The 25,087-nt window shown below is 37.8% G+C and carries 23 protein-coding genes and 1 riboswitch; of the genes, 12 read left to right on the top strand and 11 right to left on the bottom strand.

Annotated elements, in window-relative coordinates; all coding sequences use genetic code 11:
* Positions 1–27: 27 nt before the first annotated feature.
* Positions 28–1,134 carry an efflux RND transporter periplasmic adaptor subunit gene (locus EO766_RS11445; protein ID WP_218331763.1) on the bottom strand — a complete coding sequence of 369 codons (1,107 nt, stop codon included), beginning with the start codon at positions 1,132–1,134 and terminating at the stop codon, positions 28–30.
* Between the two features lie 21 nt (positions 1,135–1,155).
* On the bottom strand, positions 1,156–2,487 hold the full coding sequence (locus EO766_RS11440) for a TolC family protein (RefSeq protein WP_287101034.1): 1,332 nt from the start codon (positions 2,485–2,487) through the stop codon (positions 1,156–1,158).
* Between the two features lie 203 nt (positions 2,488–2,690).
* On the opposite strand from EO766_RS11440, the gene trxA reads away from it, so the two are divergent.
* The 8 genes from trxA (at position 2,691) to EO766_RS11400 (ending at position 9,701) form a co-directional block, all read left to right on the top strand.
* The gene (trxA, locus tag EO766_RS11435; RefSeq protein ID WP_218332042.1) at positions 2,691–3,065 is read left to right on the top strand and encodes a thioredoxin; all 375 of its coding nucleotides are present in this window, start codon (positions 2,691–2,693) and stop codon (positions 3,063–3,065) included.
* An 83-nt stretch (positions 3,066–3,148) separates the two neighbouring features.
* Positions 3,149–3,745, top strand: coding sequence for a class I SAM-dependent methyltransferase (locus EO766_RS11430; RefSeq protein WP_218332044.1), 597 nt, complete (start codon positions 3,149–3,151; stop codon positions 3,743–3,745).
* A 49-nt stretch (positions 3,746–3,794) separates the two neighbouring features.
* Positions 3,795–3,959 (top strand): hypothetical protein, encoded by a 165-nt coding sequence (locus EO766_RS11425; RefSeq protein ID WP_218332046.1) that lies wholly within the window; start codon positions 3,795–3,797, stop codon positions 3,957–3,959.
* 122 nt (positions 3,960–4,081) lie between these two features.
* Positions 4,082–4,423, top strand: a complete 342-nt coding sequence (locus tag EO766_RS11420) for a hypothetical protein (RefSeq protein WP_218332048.1) — start codon at positions 4,082–4,084, stop codon at positions 4,421–4,423.
* A 227-nt stretch (positions 4,424–4,650) separates the two neighbouring features.
* Positions 4,651–4,837, top strand: a riboswitch (cobalamin riboswitch).
* Positions 4,838–4,952: 115 nt separating this feature from the next.
* The gene (locus EO766_RS11415) at positions 4,953–5,924 is read left to right on the top strand and encodes a ribonucleoside-diphosphate reductase small subunit (protein WP_218332050.1); all 972 of its coding nucleotides are present in this window, start codon (positions 4,953–4,955) and stop codon (positions 5,922–5,924) included.
* A gap of 48 nt (positions 5,925–5,972) precedes the next feature.
* The gene (locus EO766_RS11410) at positions 5,973–8,357 is read left to right on the top strand and encodes a ribonucleoside-diphosphate reductase subunit alpha (RefSeq protein WP_218332052.1); all 2,385 of its coding nucleotides are present in this window, start codon (positions 5,973–5,975) and stop codon (positions 8,355–8,357) included.
* A 178-nt stretch (positions 8,358–8,535) separates the two neighbouring features.
* Positions 8,536–9,012 carry a PAS domain-containing protein gene (locus EO766_RS11405; protein ID WP_218332054.1) on the top strand — a complete coding sequence of 159 codons (477 nt, stop codon included), beginning with the start codon at positions 8,536–8,538 and terminating at the stop codon, positions 9,010–9,012.
* Positions 9,013–9,086: 74 nt separating this feature from the next.
* Positions 9,087–9,701 (top strand): HAD family hydrolase, encoded by a 615-nt coding sequence (locus tag EO766_RS11400; protein WP_287101033.1) that lies wholly within the window; start codon positions 9,087–9,089, stop codon positions 9,699–9,701.
* A gap of 5 nt (positions 9,702–9,706) precedes the next feature.
* Here the strand turns inward: EO766_RS11400 and EO766_RS11395 are convergent, their stop codons facing one another.
* Together EO766_RS11395 and EO766_RS11390 are read right to left on the bottom strand one after the other, a co-directional pair.
* On the bottom strand, positions 9,707–11,458 hold the full coding sequence (locus tag EO766_RS11395; RefSeq protein ID WP_287101032.1) for a glycoside hydrolase family 13 protein: 1,752 nt from the start codon (positions 11,456–11,458) through the stop codon (positions 9,707–9,709).
* An 82-nt stretch (positions 11,459–11,540) separates the two neighbouring features.
* The gene (locus tag EO766_RS11390) at positions 11,541–11,777 is read right to left on the bottom strand and encodes a hypothetical protein (RefSeq protein WP_068242352.1); all 237 of its coding nucleotides are present in this window, start codon (positions 11,775–11,777) and stop codon (positions 11,541–11,543) included.
* 170 nt (positions 11,778–11,947) lie between these two features.
* Between EO766_RS11390 and EO766_RS11385 the strand changes: the two genes are divergently transcribed.
* From EO766_RS11385 to EO766_RS11370, 4 genes are all read left to right on the top strand, one after another.
* Positions 11,948–12,418, top strand: coding sequence for an LSm family protein (locus tag EO766_RS11385; RefSeq protein WP_287101031.1), 471 nt, complete (start codon positions 11,948–11,950; stop codon positions 12,416–12,418).
* A gap of 57 nt (positions 12,419–12,475) precedes the next feature.
* Positions 12,476–13,729 (top strand): transcription termination factor NusA, encoded by a 1,254-nt coding sequence (nusA, locus tag EO766_RS11380; protein WP_218330944.1) that lies wholly within the window; start codon positions 12,476–12,478, stop codon positions 13,727–13,729.
* A 143-nt stretch (positions 13,730–13,872) separates the two neighbouring features.
* On the top strand, positions 13,873–16,947 hold the full coding sequence (infB, locus tag EO766_RS11375; protein WP_074420745.1) for a translation initiation factor IF-2: 3,075 nt from the start codon (positions 13,873–13,875) through the stop codon (positions 16,945–16,947).
* A 212-nt stretch (positions 16,948–17,159) separates the two neighbouring features.
* Positions 17,160–18,530 carry a peptidylprolyl isomerase gene (locus EO766_RS11370; RefSeq protein WP_287101030.1) on the top strand — a complete coding sequence of 457 codons (1,371 nt, stop codon included), beginning with the start codon at positions 17,160–17,162 and terminating at the stop codon, positions 18,528–18,530.
* A 187-nt stretch (positions 18,531–18,717) separates the two neighbouring features.
* Here EO766_RS11370 and EO766_RS11365 read toward each other — a convergent pair whose 3' ends face one another.
* The 7 genes from EO766_RS11365 to sufB form a co-directional block, all read right to left on the bottom strand.
* Entirely contained in the window at positions 18,718–19,212 is a 495-nt protein-coding gene (locus EO766_RS11365) for an RrF2 family transcriptional regulator (RefSeq protein ID WP_074417819.1), read from the bottom strand.
* 86 nt (positions 19,213–19,298) lie between these two features.
* Entirely contained in the window at positions 19,299–19,610 is a 312-nt protein-coding gene (locus tag EO766_RS11360; protein ID WP_068242340.1) for an SUF system Fe-S cluster assembly protein, read from the bottom strand.
* A 12-nt stretch (positions 19,611–19,622) separates the two neighbouring features.
* On the bottom strand, positions 19,623–20,057 hold the full coding sequence (locus EO766_RS11355; RefSeq protein WP_068242339.1) for a SufE family protein: 435 nt from the start codon (positions 20,055–20,057) through the stop codon (positions 19,623–19,625).
* A gap of 1 nt (position 20,058) precedes the next feature.
* A complete protein-coding gene (locus EO766_RS11350; RefSeq protein ID WP_141676745.1) occupies positions 20,059–21,303 on the bottom strand; it encodes a cysteine desulfurase in 1,245 nt (414 codons plus the stop codon).
* A 7-nt stretch (positions 21,304–21,310) separates the two neighbouring features.
* Positions 21,311–22,630 (bottom strand): Fe-S cluster assembly protein SufD, encoded by a 1,320-nt coding sequence (sufD, locus tag EO766_RS11345; RefSeq protein ID WP_074417820.1) that lies wholly within the window; start codon positions 22,628–22,630, stop codon positions 21,311–21,313.
* A gap of 27 nt (positions 22,631–22,657) precedes the next feature.
* Positions 22,658–23,419 carry a Fe-S cluster assembly ATPase SufC gene (gene sufC, locus EO766_RS11340; RefSeq protein WP_074417821.1) on the bottom strand — a complete coding sequence of 254 codons (762 nt, stop codon included), beginning with the start codon at positions 23,417–23,419 and terminating at the stop codon, positions 22,658–22,660.
* A 32-nt stretch (positions 23,420–23,451) separates the two neighbouring features.
* On the bottom strand, positions 23,452–24,897 hold the full coding sequence (gene sufB / locus EO766_RS11335; RefSeq protein ID WP_074417822.1) for a Fe-S cluster assembly protein SufB: 1,446 nt from the start codon (positions 24,895–24,897) through the stop codon (positions 23,452–23,454).
* Between the last annotated feature and the right edge of the window lie 190 nt (positions 24,898–25,087).

The following is a 25,087-nucleotide window of genomic DNA, read 5'->3' as shown; positions in this document are numbered from 1 at the left end:
CTTTCAATGTTATTCAACAACCTGGTGTTATTTTATTTCTTTCACAGGAACTCCATCCGCTAATTTTCCGTTTGCGCTCAATATAAATGGCTCATCTTTACTTAATCCGGATAACACTTCTACATCATTACCCATTTGTTTACCTAAGCGAACCCAACGTAATAAAGCAGTATGATTGGCTGAAACTGTATACAAACCGGTTAGTTCATCTTTATAAAAAATAGCAGATACGGGAACCATTACAGCATCGTTGCTTGTATTCAATACATTTGTAGTTTGTTTAACAGGCAATTGTGCGGTTACATACATGCCTGCATATAAACCAGTTTTTTCATTTTCGGGAATGGCTACTTTAACAATATACTGACCGCCGGTGTACTGTGCACTCTGGCTTATTTGTGTAATGCTTCCTTTTATGGTTTTATTAATGGCCTGAATGTATAATGGCACTACGTTACCCATGTGCATATTGTTAATTTGCGATTCCGGCACTGCAATACTTACCTGAAAACTGCCTGATTTTTCAATGGTTAACAATGGCATTCCGGGATTGGCCATACTACCTGCATCGGCCATTTTTTGTGTTACAACACCACTAAATGGAGCTATTAGACTGGTATAAGCTAACATGGCATTTACCTCATTACGCATTTGCCTGGCAGCATCTACTCTTGATTTGGCAGCATTGTATTGTAAAGTAACATTATCCAACTCTTTGGCAGAAGCACTTTGTTGTTGGTACAATGCAGTAAAGCGATCGTAATCTTTTTGTGCATTTTTTAATGCAGCTTCTGCTTCTGCAATCATGGCATCGGCCTGTGCTCTTTTGGCCAACATATCCTGATTGCTGATGGTAGCCAATAACTGACCTTGTGTTACGTGATCACCTACTTTTACTTTCATTGATGTAATATAACCCATTACACGTGTGCTGATATTGGCACTTTGCACCGCTTCTATTTGTCCGCCTAAACTCAATGCATTTTGGGTTGCAGCATTGGGTAAGGCCATTTTTACTTCAACCGGAAGAATCGCAGTTGTATTTTCCTGCTTTTTTTCATTAGATGAGCAGGCAGAAAAAAACAGGCCTGTCATTGCCAACATAACGGTAGTGGTCTTTACATTTTTATTCATAGCTATTTTTTGAAATTTTTATTAATGAGTGGTTGTAGTTAAAAATTGTATATAAGCTTTGGTTGACTGGTAATTATACTGTGCCTGTGCCAGTCCTAATTTTTGTTGTGCCAGTTGTGTTTCGGCCATCAGCACATCAGTAGTTTTTACTAAGCCCTGCTCGTATCTGTTTTGCAGAATGCGCAAAGCCTCTGCAGCCTGTTGAATGGCAGCGTGCTGCTGCTCAATTTGAAACCGGGCATCCTGTAAATCGCGATTAGTTTTATTGAGTTCTAATTGACTTTGGTCTTTTTGTTGTGCCAATTGTTGTTCCAGCTTATTGCGCTCCAATGTTTTGGTAACAATGGTATTTTTGGTTCTGTTACCATTAAAAATATTCCAGGAAAGTTGTATGCCGGCCAAATAAGCATTGGCACCAAAGCCAAACATGCGGCTATCGTTCAGTTGATAATTTCCAAAAGCATTCAGCTTAGGTAAATAACTCATTTTGCTGCTTTTAATCATCAGATTACTGGCTTCTATTGCGGTTTTCATAGCCATAAAATCGGCACGTGCATCCGGAACTTTTATAGCTGTATCTGCAACGATAATATCATCAATATTTTTATCGGCAATCACATATACCAAGCCTGCAGGTACGCCCATCAAAAAACTTAAATAGTCACTTGCATTTCTAATATTACTTTTTGCATTGGCCAAATTGGTGGTTACCATACTTTCATGCACCTGTGCATTCAGTACATCAGATTTCTGAACCAGACCCTGATTAAAATAATTATTGGTGAGCTGGTACATGGCATGTGCAGTTTGTGCCGCTTCCTGCAACACTTTCACTGCATCATAAGCCAACTGAAGTTGCAGATAAGCTTTCTGTACTTCATAGGTAACATATTCTTTTGTACGCTTTGTTTTAAACTGATACAATTCAGATTGTTTAGCTGCACCTTTCCGCATATACAACATATCCAAATTTAATAGCGGTTGCTGTACAGATAATTGGGTGGAAAAATCTGGTGTACCAGAAGGATGATTCAATAAATCAGGATTGAAATCAGCCTGTGTAATGGATTTTTGCTGCAGTTTAAATCCAAATGCATTCAAGGGATTATTGGTACTCATAGCTGTATAAGAAACTCCAACCTGTGGTAAAAATATGGCATCGGTTTGTTTATAATTGCTTTGAGCAATTTGTTCGTCAACCCCTGCCAGTTGTACTGATTTGTTATTGGAAGATGCCCTTGTAATAGCATCGGCCAAGGTTAAAACCTGCGTACTATCCTGCGCTGATACCAGATGATTGAACAACATTAAACATACGCCAATGAAGGCACTGACTGCATACTTTCTTTTCATTCTTAGCATCGTGTTAAAAATTTGATGCAAAACTATCATCAGCAAAAAGCCTGTACTGTGACATATATCACCCAAAAAAAATTCCTTTTTTTAAACAAACAGCAAATAATGGTTCCTCTTTTTGCCCGGTTATACAACCCATTATGTGATAAACATCACCAAACAACAAAAACTGATGTTGTAACTTCGCTAAAAATTTTACAATGGCAACGAAACATTTAACCACCCAGGAATTCAAAGACTTTGTTTTTGATTATACCAAAGAACAGGAATGGAAATACAAAGGCAACTTGCCTGCTATTATTGATTTTTATGCAGACTGGTGCGGGCCTTGCAAAATGGTAGCTCCTGTTTTAGAGGAATTATCGAATGAATATGAAGGAAAACTGATTGTTTATAAAGTAGATACCGAAAAAGAACAGGAACTGGCTGGCGTATTTGGCATTCAAAGCATACCTACTTTTTTATTCATACCGGCAGAAGGTCAACCCATGATGCAGCCCGGTGCTTTACCCAAAAAAGTATTTAAACAGGTAATTGAAGAAGAATTACTGCCTATTGCAAGTGAAGAAAAATAAAGAAAAGTGAGAACCCGGGTTATATTGTAATAATTGTGCCCGCTATTTTTATTGTTAATGGGTGATATTGAAAAAAGAATAAAATGATGACAAATTTTTGGGACCAACGGTATGCAGAAAATGACTCAGTGTATGGATTAGAACCAAACCAGTTTTTCAAAACATTTATTGATAACAACAAACCGGGCACAATATTATTACCCGCCGAAGGCGAAGGGCGCAATGCCATTTATGCTGCACAGCAAGGGTGTACCGTTGATACATTTGATTACAGTGCAGTAGCAAAAGAAAAAGCACTGCAACGTGCAGCATCATTGGGTGTCACTATTCATTATGAAGTAAAAGATATCAATGATTATGTTCCGGAAAAACAATATGATGCGGTAGCACTCATTTATGTGCATTTACCCGAACCCCTCCGAAAAAAGTTTCACGCCAATGTAGTAGCCTCCATAAAACCCGGTGGTTACTTAGTGGTAGAATCTTTCAGCAAAGAACAAATACATCATAAAAGTGGAGGACCAACCGATCCTAATTTATTATACGATGCACCCACACTCTGTGCCGATTTTCAATTATTACATATTATCAGTTGTGGCCAAAAAGAAGTAATCCTTTCAGAAGGAAAATTTCATTCAGGCAGTGCCGATGTGTTGCGATTAGTAGCCCAGAAGTTGTAATTTATTACTGCGTGGATGAATAGGCTATGCAATGCACCAATTTTGATGCATGGAACATCAACTTTTTTATGAAAAGAATATTGCTGCTTGTAATTGTATTGATTGCATTTTCAACTGCCTGCAAAACAAACACAAAACCCCCATTACCAGCGATGACGATACAACAAAAGTTGATGTTGACCTGAATGGCCGGCCTTTCAGATGCCGCCGGTAAAAGGCAATGGGGCAAAAAGTAAATGAATTAAAAAACTACCTCCACTAACTACCAGTCAGCACAATGCTTTATTACCCGAACAATTGCTCAACTTAAAAAGAAGCAGTTTTGAGGCAACCCACATGATGGGCTTTTCAACCGCAGATGCTACTTATAAAAACGAAGATGGCAGCCAAAAAATTAAATTAACGCTATTTGATTGTGCAGGCGATGCCGGAGCAGGTATTTATTCGCTGAATCATCTTACAAAAATGAATATTCAATCCGAATCAGAAGACGGCTACACCAAATCAATTGATTTTATGGGGCAAAAAGACATGGAAACATATCAAAAAAACAACAATAAATACGAATTAATTTTTTTAGCAAACGATAGATTACTCATTAACATAGAAACCAACACACTTTCTGAGGATGAACTAAAACCGGCGGCAGCTTCACTTCAAATTAAAATCCCATCCTAATTCCATTATTTTTCGATATATTTTATCTGAAAACCCAATATCTCCAAAGTATTGAATCCAAAAATTTTTCACAGGCCTTCCACAAATTGTATTCGTTAAAAAAAATCATTCCTTTGTATGAGGTGGATTGAACAAAAAAGATTAGTGCAGTTTTTTTTGTTTGAAGAGAAATATGTTTTCAACATGGGGTTAATAACAATTTTGCCATTTAAACCCAAGCTTAACTATTTTGCTGCTCGGTTTAGGGTTTCCTTCACATGGAATGAATAGGGAATCAGGTGTAAGTCCTGAACTATCCCCGTAGCTGTTACCCATTTTCAAATGTTTTGGCAAAACACACCACTGTTTCAAAAGAAATGGGAAGGTAGCCAAATCATGGGAAGTCAGAAGACCTGCCTTAAACCAACACATAGCAATGCTTTCGGGCGAAAAGCAGGTTAGTTCAGTATAGGCCGGCAACCACTTATTCCGGTTTATATAACAACCACTTCAGCACCGAATATTCATAAAACAAAAAAATTGTAATACTATGAGCAGTGATGAAATTTTATTGAAAGAAAACAAAGATCGCTTTGTAATTCTGCCCATTAACTATCCGGCTATTTGGGAAAAATACAAACAACATGAAGCCAGTTTCTGGACCGCAGAAGAGATTGATTTGAGCTCAGATTTAAAAGATTGGGAAAACCTGAATAACGGCGAACGCCATTTTATTTCACATATCCTCGCCTTTTTTGCAGCCAGCGATGGAATTGTCAATGAAAATTTAGCGGTTAATTTTATGAGCGAAGTTCAACTGCCGGAAGCACGCTGTTTTTATGGCTTTCAGATTATGATGGAAAACATTCACTCAGAAACCTATGCGTTGTTAATAGATACTTACATTAAAAATCCCGAAGAAAAAAACAGATTATTTCATGCCATAGATACTGTGCCTGCCGTAAAGAAAAAAGCAGAATGGGCTTTGCGCTGGATAACCAATGGCAATTTTGCAGAAAGACTGGTTGCGTTTGCAGCCGTAGAAGGCATTTTTTTCAGTGGCAGCTTCTGCTCTATTTTCTGGCTCAAGAAACGAGGTTTGATGCCCGGATTAACTTTCAGTAACGAATTGATTTCACGTGATGAAGGTTTGCACTGCGAATTTGCATGCCTGTTGTATAAAATGCTGCAAAACAAATTATCGGAAGCACAGGTAAAAAGCATTATTACTGATGCAGTGACCATTGAAAAAGAATTTATTACGGAAGCACTACCGGTAGATTTAATTGGTATGAATGCCAAATTAATGCAACAATACATTGAATTTGTGGCCGACCGCTGGTTGGTTGAACTGGGCTACCCAAAGGTGTACAATGCCACCAATCCATTCGACTTTATGGAAATGATTTCGCTACAAGGCAAAACCAATTTCTTTGAAAAAAGAGTGGGCGACTATCAAAAAGCCGGTGTAATGAGTACCAACAATGTATCACAATCTTTTTCATTGGATGAGGATTTTTAAAGTAATTCAATATCCCAATAAAATAATTTCAATTAAAATAGTTTGACCATGCACGTAATAAAAAGAGACGGAAGAAAAGAAACCGTAAAATTTGATAAAGTAACCGCACGAATACAAAAATTATCCTACAGCCTTAGCCCAATGGTGAATGTGATTGATGTAGCCAAAAAAACCATTGAGGGTATTTACGATGGCGTACACACTGCAGAATTAGATAATTTAGCTGCCGAAACCGCCGCATCGCTCACCATTACGCACCCCGACTATGCTATTCTGGCTTCACGTATTGCCGTAAGCAATCTACACAAAAACACCATCAAAAGTTTTTCTGCAACCATGCGGCTTTTATACAATTACACTGATACACATTCCGGAAAAAAAATGCCATTAATAGCAGATGATGTAATGGAAGTAATTGAAACCAACGCAGAATTATTAGACAGTACCATTATTTATGACCGCGATTTTGCCTTTGATTATTTTGGATTTAAAACATTAGAAAAATCATACCTGCTTAAAATCAATGGCAAAATTGTAGAACGGCCGCAACACATGTATATGCGGGTAGCCATTGGTATTCATAAAAAAGATGTAGAAAGCGCCATTAAAACCTATCATTTAATGAGTGAGCGCTGGTTTACCCATGCTACACCTACCCTGTTTAATGCAGGCACACCCAAACCACAAATGAGCTCCTGCTTTTTGTTAACCATGAAAGAAGATAGTATTGATGGCATTTATGATACATTAAAACAAACCGCAAAAATATCGCAAAGTGCGGGTGGTATTGGATTAGCCATTCATAATATACGTGCTACGGGCAGTTATATTGGCGGCACCAATGGCACCAGCAATGGCATTGTGCCTATGCTGCGGGTATTTAATGATACAGCACGATATGTAGACCAAGGAGGCGGTAAAAGAAAAGGCGCCTTTGCAGTGTATTTAGAACCCTGGCATGCCGATGTATTTGAATTTTTAGACCTGAAAAAAAATCACGGCAAAGAAGAATTGCGGGCAAGAGATTTATTTTATGCACTATGGATTCCCGATTTGTTTATGAAACGAGTAGAAGCCAACGAAGAATGGAGTTTATTTTGCCCTAATGAAGCACCCGGCTTAAGCGACTGCTGGGGCGAAGCTTTTGAAAAATTGTACACACAGTATGAAGCAGAAGGCAGGGCCCGCAAAACCATTAAAGCACAAGAGCTTTGGTTTAAAATAATGGAATCGCAAATAGAAACCGGCACACCTTATATGTTGTATAAAGATGCTGCCAACCGCAAAAGCAATCAACAAAACTTAGGCACCATTAAAAGCAGTAACCTATGTACTGAAATTATGGAGTACACGTCGCCTGAAGAAGTGGCGGTATGTAATCTGGCTTCGCTGGCATTGCCACGCTTTGTAGAAAACGGCAGTTTTAATCACGAAAAATTATATGAGGTTACTTATACCGCTACCATTAATTTAAACCGCATCATTGATCATAATTATTATCCGGTAGAAGAAGCCAGAAATTCAAACCTAAAACACCGCCCCATTGGTTTAGGTGTACAGGGGTTGGCAGATGTGTTTATTTTATTACGCCTGCCTTTTGAAAGTGACTTAGCTAAAATGTTAAATAAAGAAATTTTTGAAACTATTTATTTTGCTGCCATGACAGCCAGTAAAGACCTGGCCATTCAGGAAGGTGCTTATGAAACATTTGCCGGCTCACCCTTATCAAAAGGTATTTTCCAGTTCGATATGTGGGATGCAACCCCTTCTAACCGTTGGAACTGGGAAGCACTGAGGCAGGAAGTAAAACAATATGGCGTTCGCAATTCATTACTGGTTGCACCCATGCCCACAGCCTCTACCTCGCAAATACTCGGCAATAATGAATGTTTTGAACCCTACACTTCTAATATTTATACCAGAAGGGTATTAAGCGGTGAATACATCATAGTAAACAAACATTTACTGAAAGATTTAATTCAATTGGGTTTGTGGAATAACACCATGAAAACGAAGATTATTGCGGCCAATGGTTCTATTCAAAACATAGCAGAAATACCCGCAGATATTAAAGAATTGTACAAAACAGTTTGGGAAATTAAACAAAGAAATATTATTGATATGGCTGCCGACAGAGGTGCATTTATCTGCCAATCGCAATCATTGAATTTGTTTGTAGATGCTCCCAACTCATCCAAACTTACTTCTATGCATTTTTATGCATGGAAAAAAGGCCTTAAAACAGGCATGTATTATCTGCGGTCACAGGCAGCCACACAGGCTGTTCAGTTTACTGTAGAGAAACAGGCAGAAATTACTGCACAACCGGTAATACCAGTGGCAGAAGCTGCAGCCGAAACCGATGTAACAGCCACCATAACAGAAGGCGCTGTTTGCACCATGCAGGAAGGATGTATTAGTTGCGGCTCATAAAATCAGCAAATGGATACTTTTTAAAAAACCGTTATAAATTATATAACTGTTTTTTTATATCAATTAAAATATTGAAGTTTGTTCAATGATTAAAGGCTTTTTTAGACTGAAAGGATAACAGAATATACTTAGGCGAAGAATAACAATGAATTTTACTAAACATCAGAAAAATAAATTCATGGAGAACAACCCAACGCCACATCCTTTGCTTTGCTGGGATATTGTATTAGAAGGAATAGAACGGCGCAAGCAATTAAAAAAAGATTTGGAAGCACTACAAAATATTATGTACCGGAACGAATGGAAAGAAGTGCGTGCTGCTTTTCAGGAAGCCTTAATTTGGGAAGATAAAACCATTATAGTTACCGATACCCAATTAAACATCATTCACGCCACTGAAAACTTACATACCATGAATGGTTATTGGCCCCATGAAGTAATAGGCCAACGCCCAACGCTATTTCAGGGGCCGGCCACTTCTCTTGATACACGTAAAGCCATTAAAATGGCTATTGATGCCTTGCAACCTTTCCAAACCTCATTAGTAAATTATCGTAAAAACGGCAGTATATATACCTGCCATATTGAAGGCTTCCCCATATTCAACCAATCAGGCAGGTTGGTAAATTTTATGGCTATTGAAAAAGCAGCTTAATCAATATTTTTAAACCATTACTTCAGCTATTGACTACTGTATTGTATCAACATAATTTGATTTAATATTGTAGTATGAAGTTAGTTAAAAATATTATTTTCGATTTAGGTGGTGTTTTCATAAACCTCGATTTTCAAAAAACAAATGAGGCATTTCAACAACTAGGTGCCACACAATTCTACAGTTTTTTTTCACAAACCCACTCCAATAGCCTTTTTGCAGCTTTAGAAACCGGCACCATTGCAACGCATGATTTTTATGATGCTTTCAGAAAACAAACAGGTATCCTGGCAACAAACAAAGCCATTGCCCATGCCTGGAATGCTATGTTAATTAACTTTCCACCCGAAAGAATTGAATGGCTCAATTCGATACAAAATAAATACGATGTTTTTTTATACTCCAACACCAATCAAATTCATTACGATTGTTTCATGGAAATGTTTAAACGTGATACCGGCAAAGACAATTTTAACCGCTATTTCAAAAAAGCCTATTATTCTCACAAAATAAAAATGCGCAAGCCGGATGCAGATGGATTTCAACTTATTTTACAGGAACAAAATTTAGCCCCGGAAGAAACTTTATTTATTGATGATACGTTACCTAACATACAAACAGCCCATTCGTTAGGATTACAAACCATACACCTGAAAGCACCACTAACGGTGTTAGATATACCGTTATAACTGTTCTATAATCGAATCACCATGGCTTCATAAGGGCGTAAGGGCATTTTATTTTTTAATGTGATAGTTATAGGTGTTATAGGTGTTTTTACATAATTGGCCAATACCACTTTTGCTTTAGCAGATAATGTAGGACTACTAAATACCGCATCTTTAGCAGAAAAATTCAATAGTATCAAAAATTTACCGGCAGCATCTTCTCTAAGGTATGCATATACTTGTGGATTGGCTTTATCCAGCAATGTGTATTTGCCATAAACCAGGGTTGGGTTGTTTTTACGCAGTTGTACTAATTTTCTAAAATAATGCAGACAACTATTCGGGTCATTTTCTTCAACAGCAACGTTCACTGTTTTATAATTCGCATTGATGCCAATCCAGGACATTCCGGTTGTAAAACCTGCATTTCTGGAACTATCCCATTGAAAGGGGGTTCTGCCATTATCCCTTGCTCCAAAAGAAAGATTTTTCAGCAGTGCTTGCACATTGCCGCCCGTCATTTGTGTATGCTTGTATTCATCTAATATTACCTGATCCCGATAATCATGAATGGATGAAAATTTGGGATTGGTCATGCCCAATTCATCCCCATTATAATAAAAAGGAGTGCCCCGCATGGTAAGTAAAAAAGTAGAGAGCATTTGTGAGGAATGGGTTCTAAACTGTGGTAGATCATTTCCAAATCTGCTCACCATTCTGGCCTGATCATGATTGGCCAAAAAAACAGCCAGCCACCCACTGTGTTCAAAAGCACTATCCCATTGCGAAAAAATCGATTTAAATTGCAACAAGCTGTATCCGTTAGGCTTCGCAAGGTCTACCCCATTAAAAGCATAAGCAATATTCAGTTCATGCCGGTTACTATCTACCAAATTATGTGCATCTTCAAACGTATTACCGGCACCTTCTGCTACACTCATTACATCGTATTTACTAAAAATTTGCTGGTTCATTTGTTGTAAATAGCCGTGTATATTACCCTGCATGGCATAATAACGTGTAAAATCTTTTTCAAACCCTTTCGGGAACATGGGGAAGGTGGTATCTTTTGCCACAAATTGAAAAGCATCTAACCTAAATCCGTCAATGCCTTTATCAGCCCAAAAGCGCATAATATTGTACACTTCATTTCTAACTTTAGGATTTTCCCAATTTAAATCGGGTTGTTTATCTGAAAAATAATGCAGGTAATAGGCATTGGTGAGTGTATCATACTTCCAGGCATCATGATTAATATCGAACAAACTATAACGATAAGGTGGTTTCCCATTTTCAGCATTCCACCAATGATAATAGTTGCGATAGGGGTTATTTCTTGAACTCTGGCTTTTCTGAAACCATTCGTGTTCGTTGCTACTGTGGTTCACCACCAAATCCATTACCAATTTAATACCTCTGCGGTGCATTCCATTTAACAAAGAATCAAAATCGGCCATCGTCCCAAATTCCGGCAAAATTTTGCGGTAATCGCTTACATCATAGCCATTATCAAAATTGGGCGATTGGTAAATGGGGTTTAACCAAACCACATCAACACCCAAACTTTTAATATAATCTAATTCAGAGATAATGCCTTTTAAATCGCCTACGCCATCGCCGTTGCTATCTTTAAAACTTCTGGGATAAATTTGATACACAATGGCTTCTTTCCACCATTTTTGATTGGCATCTGCTTTTGGTAGTTCAGATTGTGCATTACTATTTTCAGCACAAACAGTGAGACATAATAAAAAAATGGCAAGTATATTTTGTTTCATAAATAGTTTGATGAAAGGATGAAGTATTTAAATAACACAATGTATCAGAAAGCAGAAGCGCATTCCTTTAATATATCCGGCTTTATTTCATTTCTTCAAAATCAATATACTCTTCATCTGCCGGTTTTGTTTTAGAAGATGCAGCTTTAGATGTGGCATTAAAATTATTTTGCGATTCAGCAGCCTGCTGTTGCGCTTGTTGCATGGCATTAATCTTCTGTTTCATTTCAGAAGTAGCTTTGCCAATTGGCACCACCAAATCAAATACAAACTTGTAAATCAGATACAATACACAACTCCAAATAATAATTTTTAACATAGTGGCAAAAATACAATAACAGGGTTTAATTACAACCCTCCGGCCATTTTTTAACCATTTATAATAAGTTCCTATTTCTAATTTGGAGCGTAATCATTTTATCCATTACATTTGCAACGGAAAAAAGAACGATAGAAGGGAACGGAAGCGTTCCCTTCTGCTTTATAGGTATGTCAACACAAACACACATAGAACAAATTACCGGCATTGTAAATAGCATGCTGGAAACCGAGCCTTCATTTTTTTGCGTAGCGGTTAAAGTAAAACCCACACAAAATATTAAGGTGTTTTTAGATGGCGATGAAGGATTGCCCATTGAAAAATGCGTGTACTTTAATAGAAAACTGTATCAATTAATCACAGAAGCGGGTATTTTTCCGGAGGGCGAATTTAGTTTGGAAGTTTCTTCACCCGGCGTTGGTGAGCCGCTAAAACTACACAGGCAATATGTTAAAAATATTGGCAGAAATGTTGAAGTAGTATTTACCGACGACACCATTAAACAAGGTGTTTTGCTGGCCGTGGCAGAACAGGATATTTTATTGGAACATACAACAGGAAAAGGCAAAAAAGCTATCACACAACAAATTTTAATACCATTTACTAATATAAAAACAACAACCGTTCAAATTAAATTTTAATATTCATCAGGCCCGTTTGTATCAACAAAGCCTGAACTACCGCTAAAAAATTGAATTATGGCAAGTATTAATCTTATTGACGCATTTCAGGAATTTAAAGACACCGAAAATCTGGACAGACCTACTTTGATGAAAGTAGTAGAAGATGTTTTTAAAACCTTATTACGCAAAAAATATGGTAGCGACGAAAATTTTGACGTAATTGTAAATGCCGAAAAAGGCGATTTGGAAATCATCCGCCGCCGGATGATTGTAGAAGATGGAGAAGTGCATGACCCACTTGCCGAAATCAGCTATTCAGAAGCCGTTAAAATAGAGCCCGATTTTGAAGTGGGCGAAGAATTGTATGAAGAAGTTGATATGCTCGACTTTGGCCGCCGTGCTATTTTAGCTGCCAAACAAACTTTGGCCAGCCGTATCAACGATTTAAAAAAGAATGTACTGGTAAAAAAATACAGCGATCGCATTGGTGAAATCATTTCTGCCGATGTGCATCAGGTTTGGAAAAAAGAAGTTTTATTAATGGATGAAGAAGAGAATGAATTAATTTTGCCAAAATCTGAACAAATACCACAAGACTTTTTCCGCAAAGGCGAAACCATACGTGCAGTTGTTGCAAGAGTTGATTTAAAAAACAATTCCCCTGTCATCATACTTTCACGAACCAGCCCTTTATTCTTAGCCAAACTTTTAGAAATAGAAGTACCGGAAATTTTTGACGGACTAATATCAATCAAGAAAATTGTTCGTGAGCCGGGTGAAAGAGCAAAAGTAGCAGTAGAATCTTATGACGACAGAATTGACCCCGTTGGTGCCTGTGTAGGCATGAAAGGAAGTCGTATTCATGGAATTGTACGTGAATTGAAAAACGAAAATATTGATGTTATTAATTACACCAATAATATCCAGCTACTCATTCAACGCTCTTTAACACCTGCTAAAATCAGCTTCATGAATATTGATACAGAGAAGAAGCAGGCTGATGTTTATTTGAAAGCTGATCAGGTATCGCTTGCCATTGGCCGAAGAGGCGTAAATATTAAATTAGCTTCTGAACTAACCGGATATACTTTAGATGTGTTTAGGGAAGATGAAGAAAAAACAGATGAATTTGACATTGACCTGGAAGAATTTAGCGATGAAATTGAACCCTGGGTAATTGAAGCATTCAAAAAAGTAGGATGCGATACGGCCCGCAGTGTTTTAAATTTAAATGAAGATGAACTGGAAAGAAGAACCGATCTGGAAAAAGAAACCATTGCCGAAGTAAGAAGAATTTTACAGGCCGAATTTGATAACGATGAAGCATAAAACCTTTCTTTTTTAATACCATAAAAAAAGTTTATGCAAAAACTTGAGTATTTTAAAGCAACATATTAGGCCATAAACGGTCTTATATATACATTTGAACGTTGCCTTTAACAAAAAGGCGCGGATGGATTAAATAAAACGGAATGTCAGAACTGAAATTACCACGATTATTAGCAGCAGCCAAAGAGTTTAATGTTGGTCAGGATACCATTATTGAATTTTTGGGGAAGAGAGGTTTTAACAAAGAGGAGCTGAAACCAACAGCCAAACTTTCGGTAGAAATGTATCTTGCCCTTCAGGCCGAATTCCAAAGTGATAAACAAGCTAAGAATAAAGCTGATCAGGTAGAAATACCTAAAATTGCTCCGGCAGAACCAAGAAAAAGAAAGGAAGAAGAAGAAGTAAGTTTTAAAAAAGAGGAAAAAAAATCACTCCCCAAAGAAGAACTTAAGGAAACATTGAAAGAAACAGAATCGGAATCTGTTCAGAAAAAAACTACACCAGCCGAAGTTCCTACCGTTGAATTACCATCTGAACCTATTCTTACAGAAGCGCCCATCATCCAGGAAAAGCATCCCGAACCGGAAGTAATTGTACCCGAAAAATCTGCAGAAGATGACTTTATTAAGTTAGAGGTTCCCGAAATAGAAGGGCCTAAAATTATTGCAAAGATTGATTTAGATGCAATAGATACTTCTACCAGACCTAAAAAATCTTCCAGAAAGAAAGAAGATACATCCGATAAAAAGGAACCGATAGTTGAAAGTACTACCCCGGTTACTCCACGTGTTCAACCCGAAGAAATTACGGTTGTTGCTAAAGAAGAACAACCCACAGCAACACCTGTAACCAATATAGAATCCAACATTCCACACCAGGATGGTGCACCGGTTATTGAAAATATTGAAGTGGAAAAATTAACCGGCCCCAAAATATTAGGGAAAATACAATTGCCAATTGACAGTGACACCCGGCCCAAACCTTCTTCACGTGAAGAAAGCCGTAAGCAACGCAAACGCATTCCGCTAAACAAAGTAGGTGGTAACCAACCCGGAGGACAATTTAACCGCGAACCCAAAGCAGGTGGCGGCCCACGTCAGGGTAATGTAGCTGCAGGTACTACTGTTAATGCAGGCGGTACACCGGTTACAGGACCCAACCGGCCCATACAACCCGCTAATAACCGCAATAATCAGCCGCAAGGTGGTGGCGGAACAGGTGGCAACCGGAACAACAATAACCGACATACCCCACACCAACGAGGTGCCGGACGTGATCATAGAAAAGAAGAAAAAGAAATTGACGCAAAAGATATTCAGGAAAAAATAAAAGAAACGCAGGCTAAATTAGCCGGTGCAGGTGGCAGAGGTAAAAGCCTAAAAGCAAAATATCGCCGTGCCAAACGAGATGAAGCTGCCGAATCAATGGGCGAATTATCGGAAGATAATAAACTACAGGTAACAGAATTTATCAGCGTAAGCGAACTGGCCAATTTAATGGACGTAAGTTTTGCAGATGTAATTGGTAAATGTATGAACCTGGGCATTATGGTGTCTATTAACCAACGCCTTGATGCAGAAGTAATTGAATTAGTGGCTAGTGAATTTGGCTATGAAGTAGAATTTATTGGCGTGGATGACGTGGATGAATTAAATGAGGAAGAAGAAGAGGAAGATACCCAAAACTTAGTAAGCCGCCCACCAATAGTAACCATTATGGGCCACGTTGACCATGGTAAAACCTCATTACTCGATTATATTAGAAATGCCAATGTAGTTGCAGGTGAAGCAGGCGGTATTACCCAGCACATTGGTGCGTATGAAGTTACCTTACCCGAAAGTGGCAAACACATTACATTTTTAGATACACCCGGACACGAAGCCTTTACCGCTATGCGTGCTAGAGGTGCAAAAGTTACAGACATTGCAGTTATTGTTATTGCAGCAGATGATGCCGTAATGCCACAAACCAAAGAGGCCATTAGCCACGCACAAGCTGCCAATGTACCCATGATTTTTGCCATCAATAAAATTGATAAAGAAGGCGCCAATCCACAAAAAATATATGAACAACTTTCCAATATGAATATTTTGGTGGAAGAGTGGGGTGGAAAATACCAAAGTCAAGAACTGAGTGCCAAACAAGGTTTAAATGTTGATTTACTTTTAGAAAAAATATTGCTGGAAGCAGAATTGTTAGATCTGAAAGCCAACCCCAATAAAGAAGCATCCGGCTCTATTATAGAAGCCACTTTAGATAAAGGTCGCGGCTATGTAGCTACTATTCTGGTTCAAAATGGCACCCTTAAACAAGGTGATATTATTGTAAGTGCACAATATTATGGCCGTGTTAAAGCCATGTTTAACGAACGGAATCAAAAAATTACAGAAGCACCTCCATCAACACCCGCAGTTATTTTAGGCTTAAATGGTGCACCACAGGCCGGTGAAAAATTTAAAGTATATAAAGGTGAATCTGAAGCCAAAGAATCTGCCAATAAACGGGCACAATTAATGCGTGAACAGGGACTTAGAGCACGTAAACATATTACCCTAGATGAAATTGGACGTAGATTAGCTTTGGGTAACTTTAAAGAATTAAATATTATCATCAAAGGTGATGTGGATGGTTCAATAGAAGCATTGAGCGATTCTTTACAAAAACTTTCTACCGCTGAAATTGCAGTGAATGTTGTACACAAAGCAGTGGGTCAGATTTCAGAAAGTGATGTATTGCTGGCTACCGCTTCTGATGCCATTTTAATTGGCTTCAATGTTCGCCCATCGGCACAAGCTGCCCGTCTGGCACAAAATGAGGGCGTAGAAATTAAAATGTACTCCATTATTTACAATGCTATTGAAGAAGTGAAGAGCGCCATGGAGGGTATGTTGGAACCCAAAATTCAGGAAAAAGAAGTGGCCACCGTTGAAGTACGCGAAGTATATAAATTTGATAAAGCTACCGTTGCAGGTTGCTTTGTTTTAGAAGGCCGTATAAAAAGAGATGCAAAAATCAGATTGTTTAGAGATGGCATCTTAATTTATCCACGTCAGGAAGGTGCATTTGCTGAATTAGGCAGTTTAAAAAGATATAAAGATGATGTAAAAGAAGTGCCCTCTAATATGGAGTGCGGCTTAACCATTAAAAATTATACTGATTTAGCAGTAGGTGATACCATTGTAGCTTATGAAGAAGTAGAAATAAAACGTACATTATAACCATACTTTCCTATCATTTGCTTCAGGATGTAGCGGGTAAGCCTGCCTGAAGCAAATTTTTTTGTTAAAAGCTTTAGCAGTGAGCAGTTTCACACAGTTTAGAAGTACTTTTGAAACACACAATACCTAAATATTTTATCCTGAATAGCATGCAGGAATAAACATTTTTAAATAAATGAAATAGCCTTGCAGGTGATACATAGTAAAAAATTATGAAGCAGTTTTTATTAGTAAGCATTCTTTTCTTTTCCGTATCTGCCACTATAAAAGCGCAGGTACAAAAAGTAGTAGCCGATAAAATTGTTGCCCAGGTTGGCGATAAAATTATTTTACGATCAGATGTAATGAATGCTATTTCAGATGCCAAACGTCAGGGTCAGGAAGCATCATTACCTCCACATCCTGAATGTGCCTTTTTAGAAGCACAACTCATTCAAAAAGCATTGGTTTTACAAGCTGAAAAAGATTCACTCGTTGTTTCTGATGAAGATTTGGATGCAGCTTTAGACAATCAAATCAGAGGTTTTATCAGAGAATATGGTTCGAAAGAAGTACTGGAGGAAATTGCAGGTAAAACCATTTATCAAATTAAAGAAGATTTCAGGCCGGCATTCAGAGACAGAAAATTAGCCGACCAGATGCGCAATAAAATTCTGGAGAACGTAAAAGTTACTCCCAATGAAGTAAAAGCATATTTCGATAAAATTCCAAAAGACAGTCTCCCATTTTTTGAAAGCGAAATTGAAGTGAGCCAAATTTTGGCACAGCCAAAAGCGAATAAAGAAGTAGAAGATTATGTATCAAAAGATTTATACAGCTATAAAAAACAAGTTGAATCGGGCCAGAAAAGATTTGATCAGTTAGCAAAGCTATATTCTGATGATGTGGAAACAGAAAAACAAGGTGGTTTATTACACCTGAACAGAAACGATAAATTCTGGGATCCTACATTTTTGGCCACTGTATTTAAATTGAAGGAAGGTCAAATTTCTCCGGTTATTAAATCAAAATTTGGTTTACACATCATTCAATTGGTAAGCCGTTCCGGCGATGATGCGGTAGTACGCCACATTCTTAAAATTCCACCGGTAACACAAACAGAAATTGATTTATCCGTTCAAAAATTAGACTCGGTTCGTAATTTAATTGAAACCAAACAAATGACTTTCGGCGAAGCTGTTAAGCGCTTTAGCGACGATGATAACAGCAAATTTACCGGCGGTCAAATTCAGGGAAGAGATGGCAGTTCATACATTACCATTGATCAGTTACCCGATAAAGACTTAATTCCATTATTAAAAACACTGAAGCCCGGACAAATATCGCAACCACAAGTTTATACCGACGACCGGGGCAGAAAAATGGTACGATTGGTTTATCTGAAAACCAGAACAGAGCCACATCGCGAAAACCTGAAAGAAGATTATAACAAAATTGCACAACAAGCATTGGAAGATAAAAAACAATCGAAATTAGAACAATGGTTTAACGATCATTTACCTAATTTCTACATTACTATCGATAAAGAATTTAAAGGTTGCAAATCGTTGGATGAGTGGTGGAAATATGCTGCTAGAAATTAAAAGTTGTAGCATATATAGTTCAATCCACTTTCTTCAAACATATTCAAAACCATTTTACCAACAGCAGAAATGGTTTTTTATTTTTTAAAAGAGGGCACTCTATCTGCAATAAAAAAATTGCAGAATTACAGCCCACTTTGTATCATTACACCAACTGTACACCGTTATTTTAAAGTAAATTCAAAATTTATACGGTAGCAACTTCGGCCTCTTTCAACAATTGCAGATGCGCCTGAAACAAATTGCTCAACAAATTTTCAGATTTTTTTTCAGTACCAATCAAATCCTGTAAACTCACTTTATCTAATAATTGATCAATGGAGAACTGCACCATTTGCCACAATGAACGCACAGAACAATCTACCGAATTATTGCAAAAACGCATAGATCCGGAATACGTACCGCAAAACTCTTTTGAAAACAATGCCCCACCCAATGATTTTAATACCTTATTTACATTAATTTCAGATGCAGGTCTGGCCAAAACATAACCGCCCACATTACCAGGTGTACTATTAATATATCCTGCCTTCCGCAACAATCGGGTTAATTTAGCCACATAAGCCATTGTTAAACCCTCGGCAACACTCAGTGCTTGTATGCTCATGCTTTCACTATCCTTACACCTTGCAATGCGGAGTAAAATACGAAAACCATATTCTTCCTGTGAAGTTATTTTCATGTTGCAATTTTTTAAGGTAAGCGTACAGATCTATATATATTAAAAAATTATTTATTGTTTTTTAGTATTAAATTTGAATGCCAGCGTTACATAAATCCTAAAGTAAGTTGAGCAGCCTCACTCATCATGCTTCTATCCCATGGCGGATCCCAAACTACTGAAACATGCACATCATTTACCCCTTCAATAGCACGCACTTTTTGGTCAACTTCAATCGGTAATTCCTGAGCAGCCGGGCAACTGGGTGCAGTTAAAGTCATTACAATCTGCACATTGTTAATAGGCAGAATTTCAACTTCATAAATCAGACCCAGCTCGTAAATATCTACCGGAATTTCCGGATCGTATATTTCATGTAAAGCTTCAATCACTTTTTCTTTTAATACTTCTGGTTCCATAGTTTTCCTTTTTCAGGAGTTAATAGATTGAAACGCCAATGCATAATGTTTCATTTGCTGAATCATGGCACGCAAACCATTGGAACGGGTTTGTGCCAAATGTGTCATCATGCCTATTTCTTGCAAAAAATCTAATTGTGCTTGTAAAATTTCCTGAGGCGTAACGCCGGATAAAACTTTAATCAGCAAACTCACCAATCCTTTTACAATTACCGCATCACTATCTGCTTTAAAAAATACTTTCCCATCTGAATAATTGGCTACTAACCAAACAGTTGACTGGCAGCCTTTAATGATATTTTCTGCTAACTTATATCGCTCATCCAGCGGTGGAAGTTTTTTACCCAGTTCAATGATGTATTCATATTTTTCTTCCCAGCTATCCAATAAAGCAAATGCTTCAATTATTTCTGCCTCTCTTGCTGCAATAGTGCTTGATTCACCCATATTATAAAAGCATTTTAATTGATTTTTGAATGCCGTTAATTAGCCGGTCTACTTCTTCCATTGTATTATATACGGCAAAAGAAGCACGAACCGTTCCGGGAATACCCAAACGGTGCATTAAGGGTTGTGTACAATGATGCCCGGTTCTAACGGCAATGCCCTGATTATCTAATAAAACACCCATATCTTGCGGATGAATATTGTTTACCAGAAAAGAAATAACTCCGGTTTTATTTTCAGCCGTTCCATAAATGCGCAAGTTGGGAATTTGGAGCATTTGTTTCGTAGCATATTCCAATAATTCTTTTTCATGTTGGTGTATCATTGCAACATCGGTTTCACGCATAAAATCAATCGCTGCCTTTAATGCAATGGTATCAGCAATGTTTGGGGTGCCTGCTTCGTATTTATACGGCAATTCAGCATAAGTAGTTTTGACAAAACTTACTTCTTTTATCATTTCGCCACCGCCCATAAATACGGGCATTGCTTCTAACAAAGCCTTTTTACCATACAAAACACCAACGCCTGTTGGAGCATAAATTTTATGTCCTGAAAAAGCATAGAAGTCACAATCCATTTTTTGTACATCAATATCTAAATGTACAGTAGCCTGAGCGCCATCCACTAACACAAGCGCACCAGCGTTGTGTGCCATTTGTATGATTTCAGATATGGGATTGATGGTGCCTAAACTATTCGATACATAAGTAATGGCAACCAATTTCGTTTTAGACGTTAGCAGTTGCCGGTAAACATCTAACAACAACTCACCTTCATCGCTAATGGGAATAACCTTTAATACTGCTTTTTTTTCTTCACAAAGTATTTGCCAAGGCACAATATTGGAGTGATGTTCCATTTCAGAAATGATGATTTCATCACCTTCCTGAATATTTTTTCTTCCCCATGTATTAGCAACCAGATTGATTGACTCAGTGGTACCTCGTGTAAAAATTATTTCTTCGGTACAAGATGCATTGATAAAAACCTGCACTGCTGTGCGTGTTGCTTCATAAGCGGCCGTTGCTTCTTCTGCAAGTGTATGAATACCTCTGTGAATATTGGCATTTGAGTGCATATAATAATGGCTCAATGCATCAATAACAACCATTGGCTTTTGTGTAGTTGCAGCATTATCGAAATATACGATAGGCTTGTTATGAATAGTGCGCTTCAATATTGGGAATTGTTTCCGAATATCTTCCACCTGCAATGTATTCAATATATGGGTTGATGTTTCCATGATGATATCAGCTGATTTGAACGGAGAGCCTGTTTACAATCAGTGTTTCAATGTGTCCGCGTAATGATTCAATTTTAATTTTTTCAATAACATCGTTTGCAAATGCCTGCAACAACATAGCTTTAGCCTGTGCAGCATCAATACCACGGGAACGCAGATAAAACAAAGCTTCCTCATCTAACCTTCCTATAGTACATCCATGAGAACATTTAACATCGTCAGCAAAAATTTGTAACTGAGGTTTGGTATTTACACTGGCCCTTTCACTCAACAAAATATTTTTGTTACTCTGGTATGCATTGATTTTTTGAGCCTGTGGCCGCACATAAATTTTCCCGCTAAAAACGCCTGTAGTTGCATCATCCATTACACCTTTATACAACTCATTACTAAAGCAATGGGGTTCTCTGTTATCAACCAATGTATGGTTATCAGCATGTGTATTCCCTTTCAACAAATACAAGCCATACATATGTGCCTCATTACCTGGTGTTTCCATAATAATATTGGTGTTGTTACGAACCATGCCACCATCTAAAGTAACCACTACGGTATGCACATAACTTTTGCCAATTTGGCGAATATGGGTTGTGTTTACCTGATTAGCTACTGCAATATCATTTTGTAGTTTATAATATTCAAACACCGCATTGCCTGCAACCACCACTTCCATTACTTCATTTGTAAAACTATCTGAACTACCTGCAGTTTTATATGTTTCAACCAACTTCAATTCAGCTGATTCTGCCAGATATATCAAACTGCGGGGCTGAGCCAGAACCGGATTTTGAACAGTATCGGCAATATGATAAATATACAATGGCAGTGCTACCTGTACTTTTTTGGGAACATACACAAATACACCACCGCTAATGAAAGAGGTATTTAGTGCATGAATACCATCCTGCAAATACAAACTGCTTTTACCTAAGTGCTCTTTCAAAATATCAGAAAAACGTATATCATTCGCTGCTTCTTCCATTGATATAATAACCAGTTCATTGGCTGCAGAACGAATATTAGAAAGCAACGGATTGTACAAACCATTTACAAATACCAGTTCATTGGCTGTTGCACTATCCGGCAAGCGAAATGTATTAACAGACGCCTGATTGATGGTTGAAATTTTTTCAGAAAAACTGTATGACTGTTTAAATAAATTACTGACCGGAGTATACCGCCACTCTTCATTTTTATAAGATGGAATACCTACATTTTGATAGGCTTGAAAACCTTTTTGTCTAACCTCATTCAACAACACATTTGGATGCGATGATTGCAATGTGCCAAACTTTTCTTCTATATACGCCGTTTGTAAAATTGCCATATTACTGGAATATTTTTGGAATTGATTTTAAATAGTTGTAGCCCCAAACTCTTCTTTAATATAGTCGTAGCCTTGGTCTTCCAGAGTTAGTGCTAACTCCTTGGTTCCTGATTTTACAATACGTCCCTTATACAAAACATGTACAAAATCGGGTTGTAAATAATCCAATAAACGTTGATAATGGGTAATAACAATAATAGCGTTGTCTTTATTACGCAGTTTATTTACACCACTGGCTACTATTCGTAAGGCATCAATATCCAATCCTGAATCTGTTTCATCCAAGATAGTGAGCTTCGGTTCAAGCATCGCCATCTGAAAAATTTCATTCTTCTTTTTTTCACCGCCTGAAAAGCCTTCATTCACTGAGCGTGTCAGCAGGGCTTTATCAATTTCAACCAACTGCATTTTTTCTTTCATTAATTTCAAAAAAGCTACGGCATCTAAGGGTTCTAAGCCATGGTATTTCCTTTTTTCATTTAAAGCAGTTTTAATAAAATTGGTAGTGCTTACACCCGGAATTTCAACCGGATATTGGAAGGCAAGAAACAACCCTTCTCTGGCTCTTTCTTCAGGCGAAAGTTCCAACATATTTTTCCCAAGAAACTCAATTGAGCCCTCGGTTACTTCATACTCTTCCCTTCCTGCCAGTACAGATGCCAGCGTACTTTTACCGGAACCATTCGGCCCCATGATGGCGTGTACTTCGCCGGGTTGAATATCAAGATTGATTCCTTTTAAAATTTCTTTACCTTCAATAGCAGCATGAATGTTTTGAATAGACAACATATTATTAAAATGTAATTAATGAAAAATTAGTTTTAACCAACACTTCCTTCCAGACTGATAGCCAGCAGTTTTTGTGCTTCTACAGCAAATTCCATAGGCAATTGATTCATCACTTCTTTTGCAAAGCCCGTAACAATGAGCGCTACGGCAGCTTCAGTATCAATACCGCGTTGACGGCAGTAAAAAAGCTGGTCTTCACCAATTTTAGAAGTGGTGGCCTCATGTTCAATAACAGCTGATGGATGCGCAGCTTCTATGTAAGGAAAGGTATGTGCACCACACTGATCGCTCAAAAGCAAAGAATCGCACTGAGAAAAATTACGGGCATTGATGGCATTTTTACCCACCCGAACCAATCCGCGATAACTATTCTGGCTTTTGCCAGCTGAAATACCTTTTGATACAATTCGGCTACGGGTGTTTTTGCCCAAATGAATCATTTTGGTACCGGTATCGGCTTGCTGTAAATGATTGGTAAGTGCTACTGAATAAAATTCGCCAACAGAATTATCGCCTTTCAAAATTACACTAGGATATTTCCAAGTAATGGCAGAACCTGTTTCTACCTGCGACCAAGATATTTTAGCATATTCGCCTAAGCAAATACCTCTTTTGGTAACAAAATTGTAAATACCTCCGGCACCATTGGCATCGCCTGGATACCAGTTTTGTACAGTCGAATATTTAATTTCGGCTTTGCGATGCGCCACCAATTCAACCACAGCGGCATGTAATTGATTTTCATCCCGTTTAGGGGCAGTACAACCTTCCAGATAACTTACATAAGATTCTTCTTCTGCCACAATCAGTGTTCTTTCAAACTGACCTGTATTTTCAGTATTTATTCGGAAATAAGTAGATAATTCCATGGGGCAACGAACCCCTTTGGGAATATAGCAGAATGAACCATCGGTAAAAACAGCACTATTCAGGGCTGCAAAATAATTATCGGTCATGGGCACTACAGAGCCTATATATTTTTGGACCAGCTCCGGATGGTTTTGAATGGCCTCGCTCATAGAGCAAAAAATAATACCCACTTCGGCCAATTGTTTTTTAAAGGAAGTAGCTACAGACACACTGTCCATTACCACATCCACAGCCACACCGGTTAATCGTTTTTGCTCATTAATCGATATCCCCAATTTCTCGAAGGTTTTCAGTAATTCGGGATCTACTTCATCCAATCCGTTTAAGGCCTTTTTCTTTTTGGGAGCAGCATAATAAATAATATCCTGGAAATTAATAGGTGGATATGTTACATTGGGCCATTGGGGCTCTTCCATTTTTAGCCAGTGGGCAAAAGCTTTTAACCGCCAGTTCAGCATCCATTCAGGCTCATTTTTTTTCTTTGAAATGAGCCGTACAATTGATTCATCAATTCCTTTTGGAACAGTATCTGTTTCAATGTCTGTAACAAACCCGTACTTGTACTCTGAACCAATGGTTTGTTCCAAAACATCCATTTCTTCTTTCATTCTACCTGTTTTTTTATCGTGAAGAGCAATTCGGTAACAACTGCAAAGTTAACAGCTTTTTACTGTTTGTACAAAATAGTATAAACAGAAAATTAAATTTTCTGCATTTCAAAAGTAGGCTCCCGTTGGTTAGTTTTTATAAAAATTTAAAAAAGCACGATTGACTGATGCTTCTAAAATTCCCTTTTTG

Source organism: Hydrotalea sp. AMD, from assembly GCF_004100315.1.
Classification (GTDB): domain Bacteria; phylum Bacteroidota; class Bacteroidia; order Chitinophagales; family Chitinophagaceae; genus Hydrotalea; species Hydrotalea flava.
This window is presented reverse-complemented; position numbering and strand designations above follow the sequence as displayed.

Coding starts and splice junctions, on each gene's coding strand:
- EO766_RS11445 (WP_218331763.1), bottom strand. CDS start 1,134: ATGAATAAAAATGTAAAGACCACTACCGTTATGTTGGCAATGACAGGC.
- EO766_RS11440 (WP_287101034.1), bottom strand. CDS start 2,487: ATGAAAAGAAAGTATGCAGTCAGTGCCTTCATTGGCGTATGTTTAATG.
- trxA (WP_218332042.1), top strand. CDS start 2,691: ATGGCAACGAAACATTTAACCACCCAGGAATTCAAAGACTTTGTTTTT.
- EO766_RS11430 (WP_218332044.1), top strand. CDS start 3,149: ATGATGACAAATTTTTGGGACCAACGGTATGCAGAAAATGACTCAGTG.
- EO766_RS11425 (WP_218332046.1), top strand. CDS start 3,795: ATGGAACATCAACTTTTTTATGAAAAGAATATTGCTGCTTGTAATTGT.
- EO766_RS11420 (WP_218332048.1), top strand. CDS start 4,082: ATGATGGGCTTTTCAACCGCAGATGCTACTTATAAAAACGAAGATGGC.
- EO766_RS11415 (WP_218332050.1), top strand. CDS start 4,953: ATGAGCAGTGATGAAATTTTATTGAAAGAAAACAAAGATCGCTTTGTA.
- EO766_RS11410 (WP_218332052.1), top strand. CDS start 5,973: ATGCACGTAATAAAAAGAGACGGAAGAAAAGAAACCGTAAAATTTGAT.
- EO766_RS11405 (WP_218332054.1), top strand. CDS start 8,536: ATGGAGAACAACCCAACGCCACATCCTTTGCTTTGCTGGGATATTGTA.
- EO766_RS11400 (WP_287101033.1), top strand. CDS start 9,087: ATGAAGTTAGTTAAAAATATTATTTTCGATTTAGGTGGTGTTTTCATA.
- EO766_RS11395 (WP_287101032.1), bottom strand. CDS start 11,458: ATGAAACAAAATATACTTGCCATTTTTTTATTATGTCTCACTGTTTGT.
- EO766_RS11390 (WP_068242352.1), bottom strand. CDS start 11,777: ATGTTAAAAATTATTATTTGGAGTTGTGTATTGTATCTGATTTACAAG.
- EO766_RS11385 (WP_287101031.1), top strand. CDS start 11,948: ATGTCAACACAAACACACATAGAACAAATTACCGGCATTGTAAATAGC.
- nusA (WP_218330944.1), top strand. CDS start 12,476: ATGGCAAGTATTAATCTTATTGACGCATTTCAGGAATTTAAAGACACC.
- infB (WP_074420745.1), top strand. CDS start 13,873: ATGTCAGAACTGAAATTACCACGATTATTAGCAGCAGCCAAAGAGTTT.
- EO766_RS11370 (WP_287101030.1), top strand. CDS start 17,160: ATGAAGCAGTTTTTATTAGTAAGCATTCTTTTCTTTTCCGTATCTGCC.
- EO766_RS11365 (WP_074417819.1), bottom strand. CDS start 19,212: ATGAAAATAACTTCACAGGAAGAATATGGTTTTCGTATTTTACTCCGC.
- EO766_RS11360 (WP_068242340.1), bottom strand. CDS start 19,610: ATGGAACCAGAAGTATTAAAAGAAAAAGTGATTGAAGCTTTACATGAA.
- EO766_RS11355 (WP_068242339.1), bottom strand. CDS start 20,057: ATGGGTGAATCAAGCACTATTGCAGCAAGAGAGGCAGAAATAATTGAA.
- EO766_RS11350 (WP_141676745.1), bottom strand. CDS start 21,303: ATGGAAACATCAACCCATATATTGAATACATTGCAGGTGGAAGATATT.
- sufD (WP_074417820.1), bottom strand. CDS start 22,630: ATGGCAATTTTACAAACGGCGTATATAGAAGAAAAGTTTGGCACATTG.
- sufC (WP_074417821.1), bottom strand. CDS start 23,419: ATGTTGTCTATTCAAAACATTCATGCTGCTATTGAAGGTAAAGAAATT.
- sufB (WP_074417822.1), bottom strand. CDS start 24,897: ATGAAAGAAGAAATGGATGTTTTGGAACAAACCATTGGTTCAGAGTAC.